The 21,722-nt window shown below is 68.8% G+C and carries 14 protein-coding genes; 3 read left to right on the forward strand and 11 right to left on the reverse strand.

Annotation, left to right across the window (positions count from 1 at the left end; all coding sequences use genetic code 11):
• Positions 1-528: 528 nt before the first annotated feature.
• The 6 genes from FHX52_RS16005 to FHX52_RS16030 all read right to left on the reverse strand — a co-directional run bounded on the left by FHX52_RS16005 (position 529) and on the right by FHX52_RS16030 (position 7,015).
• Positions 529-1,992 (reverse strand): TraC family protein, encoded by a 1,464-nt coding sequence (locus FHX52_RS16005; protein ID WP_246070040.1) that lies wholly within the window; start codon positions 1,990-1,992, stop codon positions 529-531.
• Positions 1,992-3,434, reverse strand: a complete 1,443-nt coding sequence (locus FHX52_RS16010) for an SCO6880 family protein (RefSeq protein ID WP_141823311.1) — start codon at positions 3,432-3,434, stop codon at positions 1,992-1,994. Before FHX52_RS16010 ends, FHX52_RS16005 begins: the two co-directional genes overlap by 1 nt.
• Before the next feature lie 4 nt (positions 3,435-3,438).
• The gene (locus tag FHX52_RS16015; RefSeq protein ID WP_141823312.1) at positions 3,439-4,764 is read right to left on the reverse strand and encodes a hypothetical protein; all 1,326 of its coding nucleotides are present in this window, start codon (positions 4,762-4,764) and stop codon (positions 3,439-3,441) included.
• 41 nt (positions 4,765-4,805) lie between these two features.
• Positions 4,806-5,615, reverse strand: coding sequence for a hypothetical protein (locus FHX52_RS16020; RefSeq protein WP_141823313.1), 810 nt, complete (start codon positions 5,613-5,615; stop codon positions 4,806-4,808).
• Between the two features lies 1 nt (position 5,616).
• Positions 5,617-5,910, reverse strand: coding sequence for a DUF6112 family protein (locus tag FHX52_RS16025; RefSeq protein ID WP_246070042.1), 294 nt, complete (start codon positions 5,908-5,910; stop codon positions 5,617-5,619).
• A gap of 100 nt (positions 5,911-6,010) precedes the next feature.
• Positions 6,011-7,015, reverse strand: coding sequence for a C40 family peptidase (locus tag FHX52_RS16030; protein WP_246070049.1), 1,005 nt, complete (start codon positions 7,013-7,015; stop codon positions 6,011-6,013).
• Between the two features lie 289 nt (positions 7,016-7,304).
• On the opposite strand from FHX52_RS16030, the gene FHX52_RS16035 reads away from it, so the two are divergent.
• Complete coding sequence (locus FHX52_RS16035; protein WP_141823315.1) at positions 7,305-7,670, forward strand: hypothetical protein; 366 nt, start codon at positions 7,305-7,307, stop codon at positions 7,668-7,670.
• Positions 7,671-8,040: 370 nt separating this feature from the next.
• Here FHX52_RS16035 and FHX52_RS16045 read toward each other — a convergent pair whose 3' ends face one another.
• Positions 8,041-8,586, reverse strand: coding sequence for a hypothetical protein (locus FHX52_RS16045; protein ID WP_141823316.1), 546 nt, complete (start codon positions 8,584-8,586; stop codon positions 8,041-8,043).
• A gap of 230 nt (positions 8,587-8,816) precedes the next feature.
• Between FHX52_RS16045 and FHX52_RS16050 the strand changes: the two genes are divergently transcribed.
• Together FHX52_RS16050 and FHX52_RS16055 are read left to right on the forward strand one after the other, a co-directional pair.
• Positions 8,817-10,370 (forward strand): transcriptional regulator, encoded by a 1,554-nt coding sequence (locus tag FHX52_RS16050; RefSeq protein WP_141823317.1) that lies wholly within the window; start codon positions 8,817-8,819, stop codon positions 10,368-10,370.
• Complete coding sequence (locus tag FHX52_RS16055; protein ID WP_141823318.1) at positions 10,367-10,714, forward strand: cupin domain-containing protein; 348 nt, start codon at positions 10,367-10,369, stop codon at positions 10,712-10,714. The genes FHX52_RS16050 and FHX52_RS16055 overlap by 4 nt, the downstream gene beginning before the upstream one ends.
• Before the next feature lie 610 nt (positions 10,715-11,324).
• Here FHX52_RS16055 and FHX52_RS16060 read toward each other — a convergent pair.
• From FHX52_RS16060 to FHX52_RS16075, 4 genes are read right to left on the reverse strand one after another with little or no spacing between them, the layout of a single operon-like run.
• Positions 11,325-12,278: a PD-(D/E)XK nuclease family protein gene (locus tag FHX52_RS16060; protein WP_141823319.1), complete on the reverse strand. Its 954-nt coding sequence runs from the start codon at positions 12,276-12,278 to the stop codon at positions 11,325-11,327.
• A 3-nt stretch (positions 12,279-12,281) separates the two neighbouring features.
• Positions 12,282-17,750 (reverse strand): DEAD/DEAH box helicase, encoded by a 5,469-nt coding sequence (locus FHX52_RS16065; RefSeq protein WP_221630619.1) that lies wholly within the window; start codon positions 17,748-17,750, stop codon positions 12,282-12,284.
• Entirely contained in the window at positions 17,737-18,681 is a 945-nt protein-coding gene (locus FHX52_RS16070) for a hypothetical protein (protein ID WP_141823320.1), read from the reverse strand. Before FHX52_RS16070 ends, FHX52_RS16065 begins: the two co-directional genes overlap by 14 nt.
• Complete coding sequence (locus FHX52_RS16075) at positions 18,671-20,413, reverse strand: hypothetical protein (RefSeq protein WP_141823321.1); 1,743 nt, start codon at positions 20,411-20,413, stop codon at positions 18,671-18,673. The genes FHX52_RS16070 and FHX52_RS16075 overlap by 11 nt, the downstream gene beginning before the upstream one ends.
• Positions 20,414-21,722: the final 1,309 nt, after the last annotated feature.

The raw sequence follows: 21,722 nt of genomic DNA on the forward strand, positions 1-21,722 counted from the left end.
GCCTTGCCCCCGCGGTCCGCTCGATCTCCGCGCGTGCGGCGATGCCCTCTCGCGCTGCCCAGTGCATCTGGGCGCCCCCTCCGTCGAGACGGCGGCGGAGTGAGACGACCGCGCTCAGGGCTCCTGCGCTCAACGCCGTGACGCTCGCCCAGTAGAGCGGAGGTGGGCCGAGGTCGACTCCCCACGCCTCGCTCGGAGAGCCCGGATCACCCAGAAGGGACGCCACCTCGCGGAAGGAGAATCGAGGCACTTCTCCGCCGAAGGTGATGCCACAGGCGGCGGCCGCGGCCCAGAGGATGACGGTGACCCCGCAGAGCGCAAGGGCAACAGGGAAGCGCCAGTCCTGACTCCGGTGAGGTTGCATGACCTGGCGACGAGGTCGACGGGGCACCAGGGCTCTAGCCCCTGTTGTCCAGTCGATCACGTCGGAAGGAGGGCATGGTTTCTGTCACCGTGCCCTCCTTCCTCCTCGTTGACTCAGCCGTGCCGCGTGGTTCCCACACGACACAACCAGGCCATCTGCTCGCGTCAGGGGCCGAGCATGCGGGCGTTCGTGTCGAAAAGAGCGAGCTCCTCATCCGTCGCGACATGCCTGACGACGAAGGCCCGTTGCCCCACGCGCCAGAGACCTTCACCGCGCTGCAGGTCGGGCAGCTGCGCTCGCTCGGCACTCGACAGGCCGAGCTCCACTGCCGTCTGCGGGGCCTCGCTGACTTCCTGCTGGTAGATGATCTTGGTCGAGCAGTCACCGAGCAGGCCACGCGCGAGGGCACGCTCCTCGGAACCTGCGTTACCCACCGCGTCCAGGTCCGAGAGGCGATGGACCACAAGCAGATTGGCGATGCCCAGACCGCGCGACAGCTTCCACTGGGACTGCATCCGAGCCAGAAGCGCCGGCTGGCGCATGAGCCGCCACGCCTCGTCGTAGATCACCCAGCGCTGGCCCCCGTCGGCTGCGGACAGGGCCGACTCCATCCACGCCGACGCACACGTCATGACCATCGCGATCAGCTGGTCAGACCCTTGGATCTGGGAAAGGTCCAGGGAGACCATAGGCAGCGACGGGTCGAACGCCACAGTGGAGGGCCCGTCGAACAACCCGGCGAGATCCCCGGCGACCAGGCGCCGCAGTGCATGTGCCAGGTCTCGCCCATCTCGAGCGAGGTCCTCGGCGGTTGCGCCGGGCAGCGACTCTGTGGGCTCCAGCAGGTGGTCGACGACCACTGGCAGCACTGGCGTCTCGCTGCCGTGCGACGCGGCAGCGAGAGCGACGTCCAGTGCTGTGTGCTCGACGGAGACCAGGGAGCGCCCGAGCGCTGACTGTGCCAGGGAGCCGAGAAGCTCTCTGCGCCTGGTCGTCACGAGGACGGCCCACTCAGGGTCGCCCAGTGCGTCATGCCGGGGCCCTGGGTCAAGGGGGTTGAGCCGGTTGCCGGATCCACCGCCCAGCCGGATGGCCGCACCGCCGACTGCTTCCGCGACGGCTGACCACTCACCCTTCGGGTCGCCTGGCACGTAGACCCGTCGACCGAAAGCGATGGAACGGGTGGCGAGCGACTTGGCCAGGCACGACTTCCCCTTGCCCACGACCCCGGCAAGCAGGCAGTTCGGGTTGGTGATGAACCCGTTCCGGTAGAGGACCCACGGGTCGAAGCAGAAGCCGCCCCCGGACCACGCGTCCTGGCCCACGTAGACGCCCTCACTCCCGAGGCCGCCCTCGGCGAGGAAGAGGTAGGCACCTGCGACGACGTCGGACGTGCCCCGGTGGGCAGGCAGGCGCAGCCGGCGGTAGGAACGCCCGGCCTCCGCGCCAGACTCACCACCAGCCGGCAGCAGCTGAGCGCGGCCGAGGTCCTCGACCTCGTCACGACGGTTCACCCCGTCGTTCCCGCTGGGTCGTTGGGGGTCTCGGGATCGCCACCTCGAGCGAGCTCGCCTCGTTCCCGAGGGAGCGTAGAACCCGTTGGGTCGTGGCGCCTTGTGCTTGGGCATCAGTTCACCTTCCGGGCGAGCGGAAGCGCGGCGGAGACAAAGGCGCGGGCCTGCTGCCCGTAGAGGCGTCGCGTCTCGCAGCCACACTGGATCGCAGCGCGCGAGATCTCGGCAACTGATCCCTCCAGTGCCTCGCGGGTGGGCGCGGTGATCGACACCAACCCGGTGAACTTCACGTCGGCATGGCCGCTGATGAGAGCCCGCTCGCGGTCCAGAACGTCGTCTCGTTCGGCGCTGTCTGACAGGTCGGCAATCGCCCCGATCTTGGCCTTCTGCGCTGCCTCCGTCGCGTACTCGACCTTGGCCTTGCGGATGTCGCGGATGGCGACGTCGGCCGGGACGGGCTGGATCGTGAGTGACAGCGTCTTCCGGATCCCAGCCTGGAACACCAAGGAGTGCAGGAAGTAGGGCGGCACCGCCACCCGTGGCCACTCGCTGATCCACAGCACCGCCGAGAAGGCCGTGTCATGCCGGACATAACCCCAGTGCTCGTCCATCGCGACGGGGCCGGCGTCGGCCAGCGACTGCGTCGCGTCGGTGTCCCTTCCCGGCTCGAAGGTCTCGCGGAGAGTGGCGGCGATCTCCGACTCGTTGAGCCACGTGGCGAGGGTCAGATCCGCCGACCTCAGCCCGGTCTCGAGAGAGGTCATCTCCTGGCGGAGGAAGGCCACGCCCCCGCGAAGGCCGCGGCCCGACTGGCGGATGTGCGTTCTGGCCGCCTTGAGGTCGAGCGAGATCGCGATGAGGGTGCGGTGCGTCGACGCGGACGGCGCTGCGCACCGCATCAACATCTCGTACTGCCGGATCGGCCACTCGCCGCGCCGCTTCTTCTCGCCGTGCAGGTCCCACCACCCGGTGATGCCTCGCCCAGCGTCGGGCAGCGAGACCTCGAGCACCTGCACCCGGGTGCCGGTGCCCGACGCCGCCAAGCTCGCCAGCGCGCGTCCCCATCCGTGCACCCGTCGCTCCTGCTCGTCCGGTGCGAGCAGCACGTATGCCGGGTGGTGGACCACGGCGACCGCGCTGAGAGTGTGAGCGTGAGGGTCGTGAAGCATGGCGGTCCCCGACTCGCCATCGATCAGGAAGCGGATCGCTGCCGCGTCGCCCGGCAGCGCCAGGGTGCCCGATGGGCGAGGCGCAGCAGGCCGGGCCCGGAAGCGGGTCTGTCCTTCCACGTGCCGCAGGAGGAAGTGGCCGGCCGTCGGGAGGGACTCGACCAGCGGCCGCCCGTTCCACCTCACGAAGGCAAGCGCCCCGCAGCCACCCCACAACGGGCTCGTGACGGCCGCGCCGATTGCGCCGCCGACGAAGATCGAGGGCACGAACACGGCGATCGCCACGCACAGACATGCGACCCGTGCTGCCGACAGCCCGAGAAGGAACCCGCGCCGCGGCAGACGGCCGAAGCGAACGGTGGGCGTCGTGGATGAGAGGTCGGTCATGACGTCAGCTCCTGGGGAATGCGGGCGGAGGCGGCTGCTTCGAGACGCTGTCTCTCGGCGCTGCCGCGGACGAGTTGGGCGCCGGAGGTCCAGGCGGAGCGGAGGCTGGGGTGGCCGATCCCACGGCACTCGCCGTCTTGTTCACGACCGCCTTCGTCCCCATGGCGACGCCGGCGAGCACCGCGACCGGGGCAGCCACGGAGGCGGCTGCGGCGCCCCCGCTGCCGTTGGCTGCCCCGGCCAGTCCCGGGCTGCCCGAGCCACCGCCTGGCGCCAGGGATGACGGGGGAGTCGAAGAGCCGGCGCCACCGGGCGGTGGCGGAGGCCCCGGAGGACCAGGTGGTGGCAGTGGGCGGAACCGAGCCGCACTGGACCCCCCAGATCCCGACGAGCCGACGCTGGCGAGAACGCGGCTCTGACCTTGGATCGCACTGACCTTCTGCGGGGCGCTGATCAGCGTCTGCGCGCCGGCCGTGGCCTGGCGAGCAGTGGCGGCAGCGGCGTGGAGAGTGTCGCCGGCGAAGTGGAACATGCGAATGGCGATCCACGGCGCCAAGCCGCCAAGCAGGAGGATGAGGCATCCGCCGGCGAGCTGCGTCACGGTCTGCGAGACACCCGTGTTCGTCTGGCCCGCACCATTGAGCACGGCGACACCGATGCTGAGGATGATGACGAGCAGCAGCTTCGAGACGACCATGGCGCACACGAACTCGATCCACCGCCTGACCCAGCCTCGGGCGAAGTCGGCTGTCGCTCCCGCGAAGGCCAAGGGTGCGAGCACGGCCGCGACGAGCAGCATCAGCTTGCGGATCATCATCGCGGCCCAGACCACCACAACCGCCATGATGATGACGACAGCGAGGACGATCACCGCGGCTGGGTTCTGGACTTGGTTGAGCCCGACGAAGGCAAGCTTGGTGCCCATCCCGCCGATGTTCGTGCCCATCGTGTAGGTCACGACTCCCTCACTGAGCGCGTCGACTGCACCGATGAGCACACGCGTAGTTCCCAATGCGAGAGCTGAGCCGACGAAGCTGATGAGCAGGCCGGTGACTGCCCTGCCCATGGCGACGGGGTGACCGCGGACCGCCGCCATCGTGACCTGGATGACGAACAGGGCCAGACACAACACGCCCGCGATGGCGCCGGTGACGCCCATCTCGCGGGCGAGGGCTGGGGAGGACAGATCGAGGCTCGTCGCATCGCTGATCTGCTGCCACAGCCAAGTCGCGGCGCTCTGGGCCGCAAGTCCGAAGTAGCCGGCGATGTGGGAGAAGGCCCCGTCGACGACGTTCGCGCCGGCCCCAGCGACTCCGACCGCGACGTTCACGACTTGGCACATGGGATTGAGGGCCTGCACCCCATCGCAGCTCATGGCGCAGTCACCGGGACGGCGGTGTAGGTGACGAGGGTGATGAAGCCCCAGCGGTCCCGCGAGGGGGGCCCTTCGAGATTGAGCGTCAGGGCGACGCTGGTCGTTGACGTGACCTCGCGGCCTTGCTGCTGGGCGTGCAAGGTGACGGTGGCGGACACCTCGCGACCGGTGACGCCCGGGTCGGTGATGCGACCGGAGGCAACGGCGTTGCTCCATGCCATCGGCTCGACCACGCGGTCCACCCGGACTGTGGTGTAGGCCTGTCCGGCAGCCAGGGAGCGCCACTCCACCTCATCGGGAACCGCTGCCCGACCGCCCGACCTCTCTGTCACGGAGTGGAGGGCGAGCCGGCCGCGCAGCTCGGGAGGGACCAGGCCGACGACGAGGGGCTCGGACGTCATCGCCGACTCAGCCTGCACCCACGCCAGGTGGTCAGTCCGCACGCCGCTGTAGTCCTGGGTGAGCAGTCTCCGGACGAATTCGGCGGCATACAGGTCGGGTTGCTCGGCCGCGTCGCCCGAGATCCTGCGGGGCGTCACGACGGCGCTCACCTTCTCGACGGAGCGGAGCTGCTCGACTTCTGCCTGGGCGACGTCTCCCTTGACCCGGGCCGCAGCCGTGGGCTCTGGCGCTGTCTGGTTGGGCAGGGACGCCGATGTGCGGGTAGCCGAGGCGCCGATGGCGCCGCTTGACGAGGACGGCCCAGATGCCCTGTTGGCGACCAGGGCGAGGAGCGTCCCGATCGCCAGGAGGAGGGCGCAGCAGGCGACGAGGAGGACCCGTCGCCCGGGGTGCGTCAGCGACATGTCAACGCACCGCGGAGCCGGCAGCGCTGAAGAACGACACCAGCGTGTTGGCCGCACCGATGAGCATGGCGGCGCCGGCGGAGACGAGCACGCCTGTCTTTCCTCGACCGGAGACGTGGGGGTTCGAGGAGTGCGAGCCGACTGCCCAGGCGATCGCCGAGATCGCGACTCCGGCGACGGCCGCGATGAGGCCGAACGTGAGCAATGCGCCGACGATCTTCTCGACAGCAGCGATCCCGGGGAGGCCGTTGTCGTTCGGCGGGACGTTCACCGTGGGGGCCATCCATGGCTTCATGACCGTGCACCTTCCGCAGCTGGCGCGGACTGGTTCCGCGCATGGACCCGATAGCCGGCGGGTGGGGGCACCATTCGCGTGGCGGGCGTCATGACCGGACTCAGCCGATGTGACGCAGGCCTGAAAGACCCTTGGAGACAAAGGAACTGAACGCAACTACCCGGATGACGTCGCCTGTTCGCGGGGCGTGGACTACGAGGCCGCGGCCGATGAACATCCCGACGTGGCCGGGCGCGGCGATCGTGCCGTCCGCGCCGGGGATCATGACGAGGTCCCCGGGTGCCAGCTGGGCGACGGAGGTGACGTGGCCATTCCGCAGTTGCTGGCTGACGACGCGGCCGATGGTCACCCCGGCGCGCGACCACGCTTGCTGGGTGAGTCCTGAGCAGTCGAACCGATCCGGTCCGTTGCCGCCCCAGAGGTACGGCTTGCCGAGCTGCGCCAGGGCGAAGCTGACGGCGATGCGTCCGGCCGGACTGGTCTGTTCCGGGAGTGTGTAGCCGTTGGGGAGGCCATGCGTGCCGGCGCCGCCCGGGGACAGTGCGTCGGCGGGCGCACCACCGCAGTCGAGAGCGGAGGAGTCGGCCTCGATCGCCGCGAGCAGCGCGGCGGCGCGTGGAGCCTGACGTTGGTAGTTGCCGCCCATCACCGTGGATCCGCCGTTGGCAGCAGTGGGCCGGCCCGTGAAGGCGGAACGCTGGACCAGCTGAGCGGCCGTCCACGGAGGCATCGTGCCCCACCCGCCCTGACGCAGCAGCGCATCCACGAAGAGGTTGGTCGACTCGGCAGGATCCATGCGGCGAGCAGCACTTCCCCAGCCGGGTCGTTGCTGAAAGAGACCGAGCGAGTCGTGGTCGTAGCCGGTTCCCTGGTTGGCGTAGATGTCGCCCGCCGGATCGTTGGGGTTGGTGAGGACGCGGAGGTCGGACTCGGCCAGCGCCACCATCAGGGCGATGAACGCGCCCTGATGGCCGGCCCGTTGGGATGCCGTTGCCGCAATGACGCGCGCGTTCTGCGCTTGCGCAGCCGTGAGGCCGGAGACGCCGCCCGAGCTCACGCAGGTGGGAGGGCGATTCGCTTGCGGCTGAGTGATGGTGGCGGACACCAGGACGACGCCAGCTCCACTGCTGGCGAGGGCGATAGCAGCAGCGGAGGCGAGCAGGAACCGAGTCAGGGGCATGCGCACACAACTGAAGACGCGGGGCACCAACCGCGAGGACCGCCCGCATGGTGCCCCGACCTGATGGGTTCACCGCCCCAAGGAGGTATGCCGCATGGTGCGACTCAGGAGACAGAGGACGAGACGATCGAGAAGCTGGGGCGCGTCAGACTCGGAGGCGCGGCATCTCGCACTCGAGCTGGCGGGTCTTACCCCGGTCCCCATCATCGAGCCGATGCACTGGGGCATCGTCCTGCATGATGGGGAGCTCGGGCGCAGGGCGGTCCGACTCGACCTCCGGCGGCTGTCGGACTCCAACTGGTCGGCTGCATCGCAGTGTCGCGGCATCGTGACGGATCGTCGGCTGCTGGCCCAGATGCCGCAGGGGGAGTGGGTCTCGCTTTGGTGGCCCACCGTCGTCGGACTCCAGATCACTCTGGCGGCACAGTCGATCCTCGTCGACTACGGCGACGGGTACCCCTGGCACCTCTTCGGACCCGACGTCTCGGTCGTGGCCGTTGCGGCCATCGCCGCGATCTACGGCACCCAAGCCCTGGCTGAGCATCCAGCCCTGGCTCAGCTGCGGACGGTGTCGCCATGACCGCGGATCGCCTGAAGCTGGCGCCGGGCGTACTGACGCTGTTGCAGCGACAGGTCCTGGGAGGACGCGTAGAGCCCCAGGAGACCGGGCCATCCAGAGGGAGAGCCGGCGAGGAGCCGGTGGACCGCTCGTCGCTGTGGGGCAGAGAATCCCAGCTGCTCCAGCATGCGCTTGGTGCACGCTCTCGAGTTCCCGCCCGCCCGTTTTGCCGTGACGGTGGTCAGGGGATCCGTCGCGCCACGTCGGCGGGCCGCCTCGATGCGGGAGATGAACAAGTCGAAGACGGGGCTCAGGTGCACCTCAGCGATAGCACCCGGGGCGAGGTTCAGCTGTGATGCCGTCCAATCGACGAAGGTCTGTCGCTCGGGCATCACGCGACATCCGTTCGGTCTATCTCCGCGAAGGTGACCGGCTCGCCGGGGCTGACATGCGTCATCCCGTGCAACGCATCGGACTGGGCGGACCGCGCCGAGCCGATCGCTCCCTTGGTCGCCACGCCACGGAGCATGATGAACAGCTCCATCGGGGCCAAGGTCCGTGCCTGCTCTTCATGGGCGATCAGCCACTCCATCGCCGCGATCAGCTCCTGGCTTGCGTGGTCGGACGTGACAGGCACCGGCGAGCTCGACCCCATCGGGGTGACGAGGCACACGGACCGGGTGCAGACGACGTCGCGGACAGCGATCCACAGCTCGTCCTTCTCGGGGGAGGACTTGGAGAGCGTGGCGCAGTCGGACAGCCGGGCTGCGAGCTCGATGGCTCGCTCGTCGTGGGTGGTCATGTCCAGCTCCTCGAGGTGATAGCCGGCAACCGCCGGGCTGTCCGCTTGACTACATTTGTCCTCTCCAAAAGGCAGACGCGCGAGGCCTGGCGTTCGCTCCTGTGGATAGCGATTGAAATTGGCTTGGTTGTCCACAGGGCTGGCGATGTGGGTTTGCGCATGTCCCGCGGCGGGGGACAATCGCGATCCCCGGCGACGGGCTGTGTGGCTCCGCCGTGTATGGCGAGCTGCTCTGCACCGCAATGTGATTCGGTTCTCATGGTTCCCAGTCAGCCAGCCTTCGGGTCACCGCAGAATGTCCCGTCGATGCACCGGCAATGCACTCCCAGTGCACCGCGGACCTCGTTCCCCTGGGCGTGGTCCTGATGGGTGCGCCCGTCATCGCAACCTGGAATCCCCGGGACGCCGGCTGCCTGCAGCGTGCCCTACGCCTCACGAACGAAGCCTTCGCCGAGACGCTGGGCGCAGCGCCGCGCACGGTCGCGAAGTGGAACGCCAACGCGTCGATGAGTCTGACGATGGAGATGCAGGCGGCCCTCGACACCCTGCTGTCGAGGTCGCCCCAGGATGCCCAGCAGCGGTTCGCTGAGCTGCGGAGTCCTGCAACCGCCCGAGTCATTCACGGGCCGGATGACGTGTCAGACAGACTTTCCGCCGCCCGACACCTGCACACCTCGCTGACGTTCTTGGATGAGCTGAGTGGGGCCGTCCCCGGCACCGCCTTCGCCGCAGTGGCCAACCCGTCATCAGGGACCATGGGTCGAGGCATCCCGCCCCCGGCTGTGCACGTTCTGGTCGACCGGGGATCCGTCGCGCGGCTCCTGAGCTCCTACTACGCCTCGAGCGACGGGCAGGCAGCTCAGCTGGAGATCGTGACGGCACGGGAGAGGCTGGGCACGACGTTGGTCGCACCCGCACGTCAGGTCGCGGCTCTTGGCGGATCCCATTCGTACGCAGCCGCATTCACCTATATACAGCGGGCCGAGCCCGCCATGCCCGCGGGGACACCCGAACTCCTGGCCGCCGCGCACCAGCGACTGCAGAGATGTCTGGTGGGAGGCACTCGGTTCTCCGACCAAGCCACCTATCGGCTTGTTGACGCTCATCTGGGACCCGACGGCATACGCGCGGGTTTCAGCCCGTCGTCCTTTGCGAAATACGGGCTCACGTGGGATCTCTTGGAGGGGGAGGCGCTCGACGCCGTGGCATCCGGCAATTACGCGCTGCCACTGCGCGACCAGCTGTTGCCGACCCTGTCGTCTGTCCTCGAACCGGCTGGCCGGCTCTGCTTCGGCGGCGCCGTTGCACTGTCTGCCTTCGCGAGGCCCGCGGCTGCTGGGCGTGAACCCGACTATGTCCTTCTCGTCCAGGAACGCAGCCCCCGCGTGATCAACGCCAACGGCCGACTCGCCGTGATCCCGAAGTGCTTCCACCAGCCAACCAACGAGCCACGGGCGGAGGTCGACATCGCCACGACGATCAGACGGGAGCTCGAGGAGGAGCTCTTCGGCCGGCAGGAGGTAGACAGCAGCGCGGGGAGTCATGCGGTGGCCGACTTGCTCCACCCTTCGCGGATGACGAAGCCCATGCGTTGGCTGTTGGCGGAGTCGGCACTGGATGTGCAGCTGACCGGATTCGCCTACAACCTGCTCACGGGGAGCTTCGAGTTCCCCGCCCTCGTCGCCGTGCACGATGAACGTTTCTGGACCAGGTTCGGCGGTCGTGTCGCAGCGAACTGGGAGTCGTCCGGGCTGATGCGGTTCTCCAGCCTCGACACCGAAGGGCTGGAGCATCTGATCCACGACCCGCGCTGGTCCGACGAGGGTCTGGTAGCGCTTGCTCTAGGTTTGAAACGCTTGGCCCTCATCAGCCCCGAACGGGTTCGGCTTCCCGCCTTCGAGATTGGAGCGACGTCTTGAACATCGCCACCGGCAACGCATACGACGACGGTGACAGGCACCGCGGCTGGCTCGTCGGTAACTTCATCGAGCCGCCCGACTCTGTGGCGAACTCTGTGGACGTCGAGATCAAGTGGGGTGTGCACGCCGCGGGGGAGGAGCGGACCGAGTGGACCACCGGCGAGACGCGGACGTCTCTCCTTATCCTCATCTCCGGCAGGTTCGTCCAGCGCCTCCCCGATCGAGAGGTCGAGCTCGCCAGACAAGGCGACTACGTCCTCTGGGGGCCAGGCGTGGTGCACGCATGGCGTGCGATGGAGGACTCCGTGATGATGACGGTTCGGTGGCCCTCGGTCAGCGCCTGACGGCGGTCAAGCCTCGGAGTCTCTGGATGACATACCGTCACGGCTCGCGCTGCGGACCCAGCGGCGCAGGGTGGACTCGTCTTCGTCGAGGAGGAGCGCGGCGCGAGCGAGGCCGGAGATCTGCACGAGCTGCGCTTGGCTGTGTCGGAACTCGGCTTCCGCGGCGTCCAACTTCTCCTGGGCGCGCTGCCGGCTCCGTGAGGCGGCCTCCACGGAGCGAAGCGCCTCGGTTTCGGCTCTCTGAGCGGCCAGAAGTCGCCGTCTGGACTCGCTATCGACTGGGTGCCTCATTGGTAGGCCTTCCTCTCGAGTCTTCGAGGACAACGAGTGAGGGTCACCATGCACTGGAGCAGGCGTCGCTTTACTCGATGGGCGCTTGTGGGACGGTGCCGGGACAGGTGATGACGGTTGTGGCCTGAGTCCGGTGCCGATGTGGGAAAGACCCTCGCTCCCGTGTGCAGAGGATGGCGAAAGGCAGACGAGACCTGAACCTAAAGAGTGACCTGCGGACCACGAAGAAGCCCGAGTCGGGCTCCGCGCGTGGCCTTAGCCATCCCGGGCTCAGGATTGACGATGGCGCGGGCATTTCGGGCTCCTGAGGTGATCAGGGTCAATCCAGGCTGACACCCCAGGTCCGCGCCGTAGCGCGCCACTCAAGGCCCGGGGACGCGGGCCCACGAAGAAAGATCAGCCGTACGAGGGCGCCGGGACGCGCCCCGTGTGGCACCTGCCCCGGGCGAAGCTGTGTGACCCAGACGTCGGGCTCGATCATTAGCCCCACGGAGCCGTTGGCGGCCGCGCGGAGCTTCAGGATCCTCCCAGTGACCGTGTCGGGGCGGTCCTCAGGACTCAGCCCCCAATGAGCGCCGCACTCAAGGCGCCTCCGGCAAAACCGGCACGCCGTCAGAGAAGGCGTTGCGGGGCCGCCGGCATCTCGTCGCGCGTTCGCGAGCCCGCGCAGCGCCCCAGCAATGTCGTCTGCGGTGAAGGGCACAGCGATCCGCCCTCGGGCCAAACTGACGATTTCCAGCCGCCGGGGCAGCTCGCCATACCGCACCTGGAACAGGTGCGCGTAGAGAAGCAGCTGCTGGCGAACCTGGACCGACGCGACAGCCTCCTCGTGGATGGTGGTCTTCAGATCGAGGACTGCCGTATCGCCATGTGCGATCACGACATCCGCGCGCCCACGCAGGCGGATAACTGAGTCCTCCATGGTTACCTCGCACTCGACGGCTTCGTCAGGGGCTTTCCCGAGGGCAGCGGCGAGGGCAGGCGCCGCGCGACGTAGCCGCGCGCGCGTGAGCACGCCGCGCTCAATGGAGGCTGCTCTGACGCCCGCCGCGTCGGCAGCCTTGTCGAAGGCGCCCATGAGGCCCACGCCCGCGGGATCCGAGCGCGATAAGCCCTGCTGGATCCAGCGCCGGACGGCCTCATGAGCCAAGCTGCCCGCGTCCGCAGCCGCCCCAGCAGCAGCGGGAACGCTGCCGCTGGACGGGGACGCCGCTGCCGGGCATTGCGTGATCAGCCAGGCAGCGCTCGGGGAGAGCCACGCGTTGTTGTACATCGGCTAAGCGCCAGCCTCCTCGATCATTTCGAGCACCCGGCCCGGCGAACGGTCGAGCGTGAAGGTGTCCACGAAGACGACCGCGTCTGTTGCGCTGTTGTTCTCGAGCTCGGCGTACGCGTCAGCGAGCCGCTCCGACATCAGGATCTCCTCGCTCCCCTCCAGGGGATGCTTAGCGACGATCCCGATGCGCCCGTGCAAACGGCTGTCGTAGACGGCCCCGGCTGCGGGCAGTCCCTCCACGACCTCGGCGCCCATACTTGCGCTCCACGTGCCGACCGCCGACCTCTCGCGCTCGAGATCGATCTCCAGGGGCGCACCGTTGAGCACACCGAACAGGTCGCTCGCCAGCCGCCAGTCGAGCAGCGCGTGATACGCCATGTTCCCGTAGTCCCTCAGGCACCTGTAGCAGGAAGCGGAGCACTCGCCAGAGTGCGGGCTCAAGGCCAGGTCACTCAGGTAGCGCTCCGCCCGGTCGAGTAGATCCGGGAGCACCTCCCGGGCAGCAAGGTGGGTGGCAAAGCCGGCACCGTTCTCCAGCGTGTCAGCGAGGAATGCGTACTGCGTTGGCTGCCCGTCAGCGCCCACACCGGAGTAGATGCCTGCAGCCAGCTCGAGCGGCTGAACGTCGAGGTACGTTGCGGCCACGCTGCGGAGCAGGAACGCCAGGCTGTACCACGCACCCCGGCGACCGTCGCCCACGTCCCGCACGCCGGAGGGCTGCAGCGACGTAGCCGCCTGGTTCAGCCGGATGCCTTCCTCAGCGAGGACCGACGACCGCGGGCCGAAGAACAGGAAGTCAGTCGGCTGCACGGCTCCGAGGGCGACCAGGACCGGGTCGCCCTCGACTCGAGCTTGCCCGTACACCAGCTCGCGCCGGATGGCCTCCGTCGACAGGTAGCCGCCCCAGCTGTCCTGCGCCCGCCTGAAGGAGAACAAGTTGCCGCCGTTGTCATTAATGACGAAACGCCTGCCCGGACCCCCGAACGCGACGGACCTGGTTCCCGCAACATCCTGACGGTCCAGCAGGTGGAGGTCGGGGAGAGCCCGAGCAGCCATGGCTCTTGCCGTCCACGCGAAGTTGCCGTCGAAGTCGCGCTTCTTGCCCGCCCGGAAGCCGAGCGGCTCCCGCAGGGTCATGCCGCTGTAATGGGAGGGCCCGGAGCCGCAGCGGGGGCAGGTATTGCCGTCGGCATGCTCGCCCTCGCCGAGGTACGAGCAGGCTCGGCAGATCGCGATCTGCCGGGCAGGGCCGAGGGGGTCTGCTTCAGCGACTGGCTCATCTCCTCCTGGCCGGAAGGACGCGATGCCCACCGCCGGGTAGACGCTCCCGTCCCGGACGACCTCGCTCAGCGGCGCGAACGAGCCGACAGCCATCGCGAGGTCACGATCGATCGTGTTCGCAGGCGGCCACGGGTAGTTGCGCTTTGGGCGGGACAGGTGCAGGTACCTGACACTGGTCGGGAAGCCAAACATGGGGAGCACGCCATGCTCCGCCAGGCGCTGGCTCAGGTCCTCATGCCCCGTGGGGCTGGTCGCCGCCTGCTCGACCTTATCGACGAGCTCATCGAGGGTGAGGCGCCCCAGTGTGTCTGCTGACCCGGCGAGTGGTGTCCGGTCAGCGAGGTGCCTGGCAGCGTTCAGCACCTCGTCGCTGTGGACGCTGAGCCACGCCTCGAGCGGCTTGCGCAGGCGTGTCCACTCGTCGGTCCGGCCGAACGCGCCGTGGACGTTCGACGTGAAGTCGATCTTCAGGCCGGCGCGAAAGGCTTCAGCAGAGATGTCGCTCATCGCCAAGCGCAGCACCTCAGCCCGCAAACAGCGCAGGAAGATCTGATCCCTGTCGGGTGTCAGGTAGGGGGCAGGCGTCGGATCGTTCGTGATTGCCGCCGGGTTGTCGAAGTAGTACTCGTCATGGCTCCGGCCGCGGCAGACGGTGAGGGCAACTGCGACCGGGTTGTCGCGCCGTCCTGCGCGTCCGACCCGCTGCTGGTAGTTGAACCTGGTGGGAGGCATATTGCCCAGGACTACGACCGAGAGCGCCCCGATGTCGACGCCCGCCTCCATGGTTGTGGTCACGGACAGCAGGTCCACCGCCGCCGCTCTCGGGTTCTCCCCGTCGATGAACACGCCCTGGAAGCGTGCCTGCCGGGCCTGCGCATCGACTCGGTCTGTCTGCCCTGTCAGCTCCGCGCACACCATGCGGAAGCGCCCGGCCCCGGTGACCGCCTTCCACGCGTAGTAGTCCTCGCCGTGCTGCACGGGCACTGACTCGGCAGGCAGCTGACGCGCGCACTTGGTGCAGTAACCGCCTACCCGGTTCAGGTGCTGGCGCTTGCAGGAGGCGCAGACCCAGGCGCGGCCGGTGCTGGGCCTGATGCACACCTGCTCAGGGTCGATGACGTACTGGACGATGGCGCTGCCGCTGCCGGCCGCCACGAGCGCGCGCAGTTCTTGCGGCTCGGGGCCGCCGTGCTCGTGGATGCGCCGCCAGAGCTCCTTTAGCCGTGGTGTCGGCTCGTCGCGCCCCTCCCGGTTGCCGCGGAAGCGCCGCTGGTCGGCGAGCGCGCGCAAAGCAGCCCTCACATGCCCGAGTGCGTCATCTGGGATGGCGTCGGCGGGCTTGTCGTCAGTCGCGAGCGCAAGCCAGCCCAGCCCCAGCGACTCGAAGTCGCGCCCAGCTCCCGAGAACAGGCCCTGCAGCAGCTCACTGAACAGCGACGCGGTGATCCTCTCGAGGAGGCCCCGCTCAGCATCGTCCAGGTCTGCCCGCGGCCGGGGCGGGGTGGTGCTCCAGTCGTACAGGGCGCCCCAGTGACCCGACGGGTGATCATTCAGGGAGGCATGGGGACCGCCTGGGTTCACACCCATCGACAGCAGCTCCGCGGATAGGTCCGCGGTCAGGGCCTTGAGGGTCGGTGCCCGGCACAGCCTGGCGACCAGGACCGGCTCGTCCGCGGGGTCGCGGTTCGGCTCCCCCTCCCACAGCGACTGCAGCGAACTCCAGGTGGCGGGATCCTTCTCGCGGAGCCGCGCGACGGCTGCCCAGCTCTCACCCGTCCGGACTTGCCGACGCACGTGCGCTTCAGCGAGCTCGACGTCGCGGGCCGAGTCCTCATGCCGGGTGAGGCGCTCGAAGAGGAGGAGGCGCAGCAGGTCCTGGTAGTGCCGGAGGCCGAGACCGGAGGAGAGCTTGGCCGCGTCCTGGCGGCTGTCGGTGAAAACGATCATCTTGCGCTCGCGGTCGGGGAGGTCTGCCGCAAGCTCGGTCGTTAGCACCTGGTTGATCTTCTCGAAACCGGTCCGCATGCCGCGGATGGGGGACCGCTGACGGCCGGAGTCGGGGAGGCGCAGGCGGCGTGCGCCTTCGCCGTACTTGATCTCCCAGTCGTCGCCGCATGCAGGGCACTTCGTCGGGAAAGGCTCCAAGGTCTGAGGGTCCTGCTGGAACCCGTCCTTGACCCGAGGAGAGGTGACGTGGAACGCCCAGCCGGTGTGCTTGCCCCTCGCGCGCCGGAGCCAGCCGCGCCCAGGATCCAGAACGCTCGGGCGGAAGGCGTAATCCACCCCCTCATTCCCCGCATCCCAGTCCGTGCTGTCGAGTTCCGTCAGCGACTCAACGGGACGCGGCCAGTACACGAGGTAGTTCCATGCGCGGCGTTCCAGCTGCACCTGGTCAGGCAGCTTGGCCAGGTCCGGCACGTCAGCAAGCAGAGCGACGCCCTCAGGCGGGAACGCTTGGGTGAGACCCGCAGTGACGAAGCCGCCTAGGAACACGTCGCCGCAGTTCTGGCAGTAGTGCAGCTCGAGGACCCGGCTGCCGCAGTTCGGCTCGCACCGGGTCGCCGGCTCGGAGAACAGCCGCCCGACCGTCCTGCCGTCGTAGGTCCCGTCCGGGATGTTCGGGCAGGACGGGTCCGTGCACGCCCACACCCCGGGCACGTTGCGGAAGAACATGTGCGCCCTCAGCCTCGGGTCGCCGGCGGTCGGCTCCTCGGCGATGCCTCTGAGCACACGCTCGAGGGCCAGCCGTGCCTCGTCCGCTGTCGAGGCTGCCGGGAAGGTGGCACTGGCCACCTCGGCAAGGGTCTTGGCCGAGGTTGCCGGCCCGTTCAGGAAGGCGCGCCGGATGGTGTCGGTCAGCCCGGCGGTGCGCGCCCGCGCTGCGGCCTCGGTGGCCGGCGAGCCGGGGTCAGCCATGGCTGCCACATCTAGGGCTGCGGCTACCGGTGCGGAAGCCGGCATGAGCGTCTCGCCGGGGATGAAGTCGAAGCTGGAGCTGTCGGCGCCGAAGAAGTCTTGCAGGTACCCGCGGTCGCGGGCGGGATCCAGCGAGGCCGAGGCGGCGAGGATCCGCAGTTGTTCGGGATGGTCGGTGAGCCCGAGCCGGGATTTCAGCGAACGGATGAGGTAGCTGATTTCTGTGCCAGAGGTGCCGCGGTACATGTGCAGCTCGTCGACCACCAGTGTGAAGCGCCGCTTGTTGCGGTCGGCCCCGAGCCACTGGCGTGTCGAGTCGAAGAAGTGGCCGTCGCGCTCGCGCAGCAGCATCACGTTCAGCATCGAGTAGTTGGTGATGAGCACGTCAGGGGGCGCGTCGGCCATGTCCCACCGGGAGCGCATCTCCGCGCCGTCGAGGCGGGGCACGAAGAACCGCGCGTCCTCCATGCCCTGCTCACCGGCGAGCTCTCGCGCCTGGGCACCCCGGGTCTCCGTCGCCAACAAGTAACGCCGGAGCTCGCGCACCGCTCGGAAGTTGCTCCGGCCTCCCGTGACCGGTGTAGCGCCGGTGTAGCGGCCGAAGTAGAAGCGGTGCCCACGCCGGTTCCGGTTGAGCCACTCCCGGGCTGCGTCACTGTCCAGCGCCTTGCGCAGTCTGGTCAGCTGGTCGTCCACGAGCGCGTTCATGGGGTAGAGCACCAGGGCGCGGACGGCCTGCGGACGGCCCGACTCACCGGCACGTTGGGAGACGAAGTCGGCGCCATCCGCACGCCACCACGCTGATCCGGTCCGCGCGGGGGTGCCTCCCCATTCCTGTGACTCCTCCAGCAGGCTGGCGAGGACCGGCAGAAGGAACGACTCCGTCTTGCCCGACCCGGTCCCCGCCGTGATGACGGGATGGCGCCCGCGCTGCATACCGGTGGCGAGCGCCTGCTCCTGGTGCGTGTAAAGCGGGCGGCCGGGTGGTAGCAGGCCGCATTCGGCGAAGTCAGCCAGCTCAAGGGGTGCGCCAGCCGTTGCAACGGAACTTGCGAGATCCCGGGCGGCGGTGGCGTACTCCGGGCGCAGCTCGAGTAGCGGCTCGCGCCAAGCACCGCCGTCGCGGTTGAGCAGGGCCATGCGCTCATCCTGCAGCCGGACGTCCGCCAGGCCGAACGGGGTGTTGTAGTACCGGAAGTAGACGTCGCGGAGACGCTCGAACGTCCCGCTGGGGTCGAGGACTCGCGGCGTCGTCGCTTCAAGCATATCCATGGGTTGCTTCCTCGATCTCTTGGAGTAGGGACGCAGCCACCGCTCGGGCAACAGCGCGCGGGACATTGCGGTAGGCCAGGTTCTCCGCCTTCTCGCTCACCCGCGGGGGGAGGCCAGAGCACAGCGTTAGGACACGGGCCTGAAGAGCAGGCAGCGGGGCGCCGAAGTCGACGAAGACCGTGCCGACTTCGCCGCGCCCGGATCCCTCCTCCGGCCGCCAGGACAGGCAGGAGGTCCGGGTGCGGGCCAGCTCAAGGAAGGTGCCTTCCGCCAGAGCGATGCGGTACCAGGAGCCGCCGCGGACGGTCCGGTGCTCGCGCCGGCCGTTTGCCTCGAAGGAGTAGAGCCCGTCCGGGAACTCGAGGGCCATTGCTGAGTGCTTCGCCCAATCGTTAGGGCGGGGGCCGATGCGGCGCTCGAGCGTGTCATTGTGCGCTGCTGGAGGCGCGGTCAGGTCGCCCATCGCGATGGAGCGAAGCGCCGCTGCGCCGCGGCGCGCGAAGCAGCCGGCGTAGGCGACTCCACTGGCGGCAGCGGCGTCGCGTAGCTCCGCGGGGGAGTCGAACTGGATGAAGACCGGGGCCGGCAAGCGCAGCGCGCAGCCGTCATCCTCATCCGCCATCTGCGCGACGTACACGTCCGTCCCTGCCAGTGCGTCCACCAGCCCGGGGCGGCGGGCGCCGGCGAGCACAGCGACGCCGTCCCCGCACGGGAGCCGGACGACCGCGGGCGAGGCAACGCTCCACCTGCCGCCGATCCAGTCCACCTCGGCGTGGCCGAGTGCGCTCAGGTCACGCATCCACAGGCCGAAGGCCTTCCTAGTCAGACTGCGCCCGCGGGTCTGGCCGAGCCATTCAGCCCGGGCTCTGAGGTCCCGGATCGACCCGTCGCCGGTCTCGCTCATCCAGGCAAGCAGCAGCTCACCGCTCATGTGCCAGCCTCCACGCGCGTGCGTACAGGGCCCACAGGCCCGCCTCAGCGTCGCCGGGTGCCGGGGCCGCCGGGCCTGTGAGCTGCGCCCACACCCGGCTCGCCTCGGGGGTGATCCGCCGGAACTCAGGCGCGAGCCGGCGCAGCAGGATGGGTGGCCCCCAGCCCAGGCGGCGCTTCTGGACCAGCCACGCTGCCGACTCCGGCCGGTCGGTCTCGTAGAACATGCTCTGGAGGCCCACGCTCGCAAGCACGGGCGCGGGGGCAGGCTCGGGGGCCTGGGTGCAAGTCCCGTCGCGGTGCAGCCACCACGATTCGGATGCACCGCGCCGCACAAGGAGGGGCTCGGTGTCCCCGGTGCACTCCGGCGCGTTCGCTCCGCAGATGCCTGCCGGGCTCGGGCTGGCAGCCAACATCCCAGAGTCTGCCTTCCAGGACAGGCTCCCGGTCCCGGCCGCCGGGCCCTCAGCCGGGCTGCGGCGAAGGACTGTGAAGCGCAGTGACTCCCCGTCAGCCTCGATGCGATGCTCGCCGGGCTCGATGCCGGACAGGACCGACAGCGGAATCGGGAACCCTGAGGCCTTGAACTCCTGACTGACCCCGTCGAGGACGGCAATCACCTGCCGGGGCTCCTCAGCCACAGGCAGAAGCAGATCCGGCTCGCCGCCAGCCAGGTAGCAGCCCTGGGCCACTGAGCGGACCAAAGGTAGGCCGAAGCCGAGCCGGGGCCGGGCAGTGACCACCGGGCGCAGGGCCCGCTTCATGTGCCCAGGAAGGACGGCCAGCGCTTCGTTCAGCTTGTCCCGGTCTGAGAAACGAACCTTGCGGAAGATGACGAAGCCCTCGAGCAGCGGTTCACCCGGTGGCTGCTGCAGGATCCGCCAGCCGTCATCAGCCGCTTGGTCCAAGGCCGCCCGCACCGTGGCGGCCAGTTCCGGGTGCACGCCGAGCAGGAGCTCGCTGTACGGCTCAACACCATCGCCTGAGACCCATCCACCCGCCTCGGCATCCTGCCGCAGGGCGACGAGCCGGGAAGCGTGGAACTCGGCGGTGACGCCGTCACCATGCAAACGGAACCCTTCCTCGACCGCGGCCCCAGTTGGCACCGGGGCGCCGGCGAGGGTTGCGTACTGGCCGAACGCGGGGGGCTTGACCGGTGTACTGCACTCCCGGCCCCCGACACGCCCCGAGAGGGCCATTCCTGCTGGCTGCATGGCACCCGCGAGGACCCACTGTCCCTGCCAGTCGTCCAGGTCCAGCACAAGCCGCACGTCGAGGTGGCGGCGTCCTTCCGGCGTGACGACATGCCCGTCCCACGAGGCAGCCAGGCCCGCGATGATCGGGGCTAGCATCGCGGAGAGCGACTCGTCCTCCAGCGCGGTGCGCAGCGTGTCACTCAGGGTCTGGTGACGGACCGCCCACAGCCGCAGGTAGCTGAGAAGCGCTGCCTCGGCAGGAACGCCACGGTCGGCGACCCCGATGGCAGCGAAGAAGCGCGTCAGCAAGGCCTTGTCCGAGGCGCGCACGAGAGCCTGGCTCAGTGGGTAGCCGATGTTCGTCCAGTGCGGGTGGCTGCGGACGGTAGAGATGCCGAACTCACCGTCGCTGCGGCACATCCAGTCGTGCAGCTCCCGCCACATCGGCACGACGTCGCGCTCGAACGCGTGGAGCATGCTGAACCGCGCCGTCTCCACCTCGCCAGCGTCACCGCCGGGCAGGAGGGCCTGGGCCATCCGCAGGTAGTAGTTGGCAGCGGACGCTTGGGTGTCCCGGCGCATGCGGGTCGCGGCCAGGACGGTTAGGGCGAGCACCGGCAAGGTGGGTGGGGGGCCCGTGGGGTGGCTACGCCAGGCCGCCCGTAGACCCCGCAGGCTGGCAAACATGTTGCCGCCATCGGTAAGGCGGACAAACGAGAGGACAGCATGCGCCAAGCTCTCGGCTGCGCCTGACCCCGGCACTTCAGGCGCCACGCGCTCCAACTCATCGTCCGCAGCGAAGAAAACGACTGGAGTTCCGGGCCTGCTGAAGAACACCTCCGCAAGGAGGCGCTGCCATTCGTTGTACCCCAACTCGGCCGGGGCTTGCCTACTCGTGCTCATTCCACCCTGTTAGTGCCGGACCCCGGCGCTCCTGCCCGCTTTCTATGCCCATCTTCACACTCGCACGCTCCGCCCACACCGGGGCTGCTCGCGGAACAGCACCCTGCGCCTCCGGTCGACCCAAGCTGAGGTGCGGTGCCTGCATCGAGGTTGGTGGCTCTCGAACGGGCTGGGTGAAGTCCGTGACGCCTGGCTAGGACGCACACGGTCCCATGGCGGAAGATGCGTATCGCCAAGGCGCGCCGAGCAAATGCCCGTCACCCGATCAGCGGGCCCCGGCACCAGTCACCAGCTGCGTGGCTCGCGCTTGTCCCTGCCAAGATGTGCATCTTGGCGCCAGGGGGACTCGACGCGGTTGGCGGCTTCGTCAACCGAAAAGCTCCGGCTCCGGGGGCCGCCGTGCTCGCCGAACGCGACGTGCGCGACCGGCCTGTACACCCCGTTGCCCTGCCGCGGCCAGTACGCAGGAGAAGCCTTCGGCGACATCCGCCCCGACCAGCTGCCGCAACCGTGTGGTCAATCGTGAGCGGGCCCAAGGATCCCCGACAGCGACTAGCTGAGCAGCCTCGTGGACCCGGCAACTCGAGACACCGCCAAGGGATCTTGTACCGGCCAGCCGCAGCGGCCCCTTCCCGTGCGGCACGTGCCGCGGGCGGATGCGGATTCGCCCCTCGATCGGTGGAGAACACCCGGAGGACTCGCAGGCCGTCGCGGTGTCGTCCCTGCTGACCACGTCCAGCATCCGACTTCCGCACGAGCCGAACTCCACCCATGCGGCTGCAACCTCCTCCAAGCCGAGCGTCCGGAGCCATCATCCCCGGGTTCTGGGCACGCTGACATTGCGTGGGGCTCGCTCTAGCCCTTGAAGTTATTTCGTGAACACGACTGCGTAGACAACAGCCATGATCACAAGGTCACGGTCCCTTATGTCCCTGACGCGGAC

Source organism: Humibacillus xanthopallidus, from assembly GCF_006717145.1.
Taxonomy (GTDB): Bacteria; Actinomycetota; Actinomycetes; order Actinomycetales; family Dermatophilaceae; genus Humibacillus; species Humibacillus xanthopallidus.

Bases quoted from the DNA above. Each gene is read 5' to 3' on its own strand.
- FHX52_RS16020 (WP_141823313.1), bottom strand. From the start codon at position 5,615: ATGTCGCTGACGCACCCCGGGCGACGGGTCCTCCTCGTCGCCTGCTGC.
- FHX52_RS16025 (WP_246070042.1), bottom strand. From the start codon at position 5,910: ATGAAGCCATGGATGGCCCCCACGGTGAACGTCCCGCCGAACGACAAC.
- FHX52_RS16065 (WP_221630619.1), bottom strand. From the start codon at position 17,750: ATGGATATGCTTGAAGCGACGACGCCGCGAGTCCTCGACCCCAGCGGG.
- FHX52_RS16060 (WP_141823319.1), bottom strand. From the start codon at position 12,278: ATGTACAACAACGCGTGGCTCTCCCCGAGCGCTGCCTGGCTGATCACG.
- FHX52_RS16075 (WP_141823321.1), bottom strand. From the start codon at position 20,413: ATGGCCCAGGCCCTCCTGCCCGGCGGTGACGCTGGCGAGGTGGAGACG.
- FHX52_RS16070 (WP_141823320.1), bottom strand. From the start codon at position 18,681: ATGAGCGGTGAGCTGCTGCTTGCCTGGATGAGCGAGACCGGCGACGGG.
- FHX52_RS16005 (WP_246070040.1), bottom strand. From the start codon at position 1,992: ATGCCCAAGCACAAGGCGCCACGACCCAACGGGTTCTACGCTCCCTCG.
- FHX52_RS16050 (WP_141823317.1), top strand. From the start codon at position 8,817: ATGGGTGCGCCCGTCATCGCAACCTGGAATCCCCGGGACGCCGGCTGC.
- FHX52_RS16010 (WP_141823311.1), bottom strand. From the start codon at position 3,434: ATGACCGACCTCTCATCCACGACGCCCACCGTTCGCTTCGGCCGTCTG.
- FHX52_RS16035 (WP_141823315.1), top strand. From the start codon at position 7,305: ATGCACTGGGGCATCGTCCTGCATGATGGGGAGCTCGGGCGCAGGGCG.